The organism is Streptomyces sp. NPDC127119, from assembly GCF_042677425.1.
Classification (GTDB): Bacteria; Actinomycetota; Actinomycetes; order Streptomycetales; family Streptomycetaceae; genus Streptomyces.
This window is the reverse complement of the sequence record NZ_JBHXTO010000295.1, coordinates 1-2,844: the sequence shown is the minus strand read 5'-3', so window position 1 is coordinate 2,844 and position 2,844 is coordinate 1. Positions and strand designations below refer to the sequence as shown.

Genomic DNA, 2,844 nt, shown 5'->3' with positions numbered 1-2,844 from the left:
CGTTTAAGGGGCGCGGGGAACTGCGCGCCCAGCCACAACGGACCTGCACCCGGCGTACGGCCCCTGCGGCCCAGGGCTCCGACTGTCCTCTGCGGGCCGGTGGGGGTGAGCCGCGCAGTTCCCCGCGCCCCTGAAGGGGCTACCCCGCGTGGGCGTCCCGGTGGGCCTTCGCCAGTTCGACGTAGAACACCCCGTTCAGCGAAACCCCCTCCCGCTCCTCCGCGCTCAGCTCCCGTTTCACCTTGGCGGGGACACCGGCGACCAGAGACCCGGGCGGCACCCGCATCCCCTGCGGTACCAACGCCTGGGCCGCGACGAGCGACCCCGCCCCGATCACCGCCCCGTTCAGGATCGTCGCCCCCATCCCCACCAGACAGTCGTCCTCGACGACCGCCCCGTGCACCACGGCGTTGTGTCCGATGGACACCCGCTCCCCGATGCTGATCGGGAACCCCGGGTCGACATGGAGCGTGCAGTTGTCCTGGACGTTGCTGTCGGCCCCGATCACGATCGGACCGCAGTCCGCGCGCAGCACCGCGCCGTACCAGACGCTCGCGCCCGGAAGCAGGGTCACGTCCCCGATGACCACGGACGTGGGCGCCACGAACGCCTCCGGGTCGAGCCGCGGATCCTTGCCGCCGATCCCCATGACCAGCGCCTCGTGCGTCATCACCGTCTCCTCGTCGTCGGTACACCGGCACGGTAGGCGATGGGCCGCAGGACCGGCCCTCCGGGTCCGTGTCACCCGCCCCGGGCGAGGCGCGGACACCCGGCGGGGAAGAGGGTGACGTGCCGACAGGTTTCCGGGGCCGGGAGGGCACGGTCATGGTGTTCACGAGGCTCGCCGGGACGGTGACGGGCCGCATCGTGGGGCCCGTCGGCCGACAGCTCGTCAGCGTGAGCATCCTGGACATGGCGACGCGTCTCGCCGCGCAGGCCTTCCTCGCCGCGCTGCCGATGCTCTTCGCCATCGCGTCCTTCACCCCGCCCGCGATCCGCCGCGAACTGGTGGGGACCCTGCGTACCCAACTGGGCACCGAGGGGCCGGTCCTGACCCAGGTGGACGAGGTCTACCGGGGGGCCGCCGATTCGCTGGAGACCTGGGGCGCGATCGGGGTGCTGGTGGCACTCCTGTCCGCGACCGCCTTCAGCCGGGCACTGCAACGGCTGTGCGAGCGCGCCTGGCACCTGCCGCGCGCAGGTCTGCGGACCGTGGTGTGGCGCTGGGGCGTGTGGCTCCTGGTCTGGGTCACCGTACTGGTGTCCCAGGGAACGCTGCGCGACGGGTTCGGCGCCGGGACCGCCCTGGGGTTCCCCCTCCAACTGGTCGCCGCGGTCCTCATGTGGTGGTGGACGCAGCATCTGCTGCTCGCCGGGCGGATGGCGTGGCTGCCGCTGCTGCCGGGCGCCCTGCTCACCGGGATCGGGGTCGTCCTGTACTCCGCCGTGTCCGGGCTCTGGCTGCCGCGTTCACTGGAGCTGAGCGTCGAACGGTACGGGCCGCTCGGCTCCGTCTTCACCGTGCTGTCGTGGCTCATCTTCTTCTTCGCGATCGTCGCCGGCGGGATCGCGATCGGGTACGTACTCGCCCACGACGCCCTCCTCAGCCCCTGGCTGGGCCTGACCGAACGAGGAAAGGGCGGAAGTCCGGGCGGATCCCCTGCCAGGGGTGATGCGCCCGCGCGGAGCACGAACGATCATCACGCCATGGAACCCACTACACGGGGGCAGCGGTGGTCGGCGCGCGGAGCGCTGGCGGCCGTCGCGGCGGCGGTACTGGTGCTGGGCGTGTTCGCGGGACTGCGGACCATCGCCCTGCTGGGTGTGGGACTGGCCGGTCTGGCGGTCATGGCGGCGGCACTCTGGTGGGTGCTCACGCGGCGGAGCGTAGGGCGGCTGCTCGCCGCCGTGCTGGCCGTCGCCGCACCGGTGTGGGTCGTCGTCGCGTACACCCGGGCCCATCTGGCGTGGGTCGTCGTCGTGGCCGGGGCGCTGCTGATGGTCGCGGCCGGCGCGGGCCGCAGAGCCCTCGTCGGTGACGGCGGGACGGCCCGGACGCCGGAGCACCCCGCTCCACGGGTGCGGCACCCCGTCCTGATCATGAATCCGCGCTCGGGCGGCGGGAAGGTGGAGCGGTTCGGGCTGCGGGAGAAGGCCGAGGCACTGGGCGCGCAGGTCCTTCTCCTGGAGGGGCCGGGCGAGGCGGACGTGGCCGAACTGGCGCGCAAGGCCGCGAGCGAGGGCGCCGATCTGCTCGGCGTCGCGGGCGGGGACGGCACCCAGGCACTGGTGGCGGATGTCGCCGCGTCGCTCGACCTGCCCTTCCTGGTGGTGCCGGCCGGCACCCGCAACCACTTCGCCCTCGATCTGGGGCTCGACCGCGAGGATCCGGCGAAGGCGCTCGACGCCCTGGCCGACGGGGTGCTGCTCCGCGTCGACCTGGGCCGCGCGGCCGGCCATCCCTTCGTCAACAACGTGTCGTTCGGGGCGTACGCCGAGGTGGTGCAGAGTCCGGCCTACCGCGACGGCAAGACCCGTACGACCCTGGAACTCCTCCCCGACCTGCTCGTGGGCCATCGTGGCGCGCGTCTGGCCGCCCGGGCGGGCGAGGCGGACTTCGAGGCACCGCAGGCGCTGCTGGTGAGCAACAATCCGTACGGCACCGGCGACATCGCCGGTCTCGGCCGCCGACCCCGGCTGGACGGCGGCGAGTTGGGGGTCGTCGGGGTCGACGTGGCGAGTGCCGCCCAGGCCGCCGGACTGCTGCGCGGACGCCGTGCCACCGGTCTGACCCGGGTCACCGCGCGGGAGGTGGTCGTCGACCCCCACCCGGCGCGGAAACCC

The 2,844-nt window shown here is 73.3% G+C and carries 2 protein-coding genes and 1 pseudogene; 2 read left to right on the top strand and 1 reads right to left on the bottom strand.

Going from position 1 to position 2,844, the window contains the following annotated elements; all coding sequences use genetic code 11:
• Window positions 1–139: 139 nt before the first annotated feature.
• Window positions 140–670 (bottom strand): gamma carbonic anhydrase family protein, encoded by a 531-nt coding sequence (locus tag ACFVH5_RS44220; RefSeq protein ID WP_385839341.1) that lies wholly within the window; start codon window positions 668–670, stop codon window positions 140–142.
• A 155-nt stretch (window positions 671–825) separates the two neighbouring features.
• Between ACFVH5_RS44220 and ACFVH5_RS44215 the strand changes: the two are divergent.
• Together ACFVH5_RS44215 and ACFVH5_RS44210 are read left to right on the top strand one after the other, a co-directional pair.
• Window positions 826–1,581: pseudogene (locus ACFVH5_RS44215) on the top strand (YhjD/YihY/BrkB family envelope integrity protein); the annotation flags it as partial.
• 126 nt (window positions 1,582–1,707) lie between these two features.
• Window positions 1,708–2,844 (top strand): diacylglycerol/lipid kinase family protein (locus tag ACFVH5_RS44210; protein WP_385839342.1); only part of this gene is annotated, 1,137 nt, incomplete at its 3' end.

Excerpts from the sequence above, each read along its gene's own strand:
- ACFVH5_RS44220 (WP_385839341.1), bottom strand. The coding sequence starts at position 670 with ATGACGCACGAGGCGCTGGTCATGGGGATCGGCGGCAAGGATCCGCGG.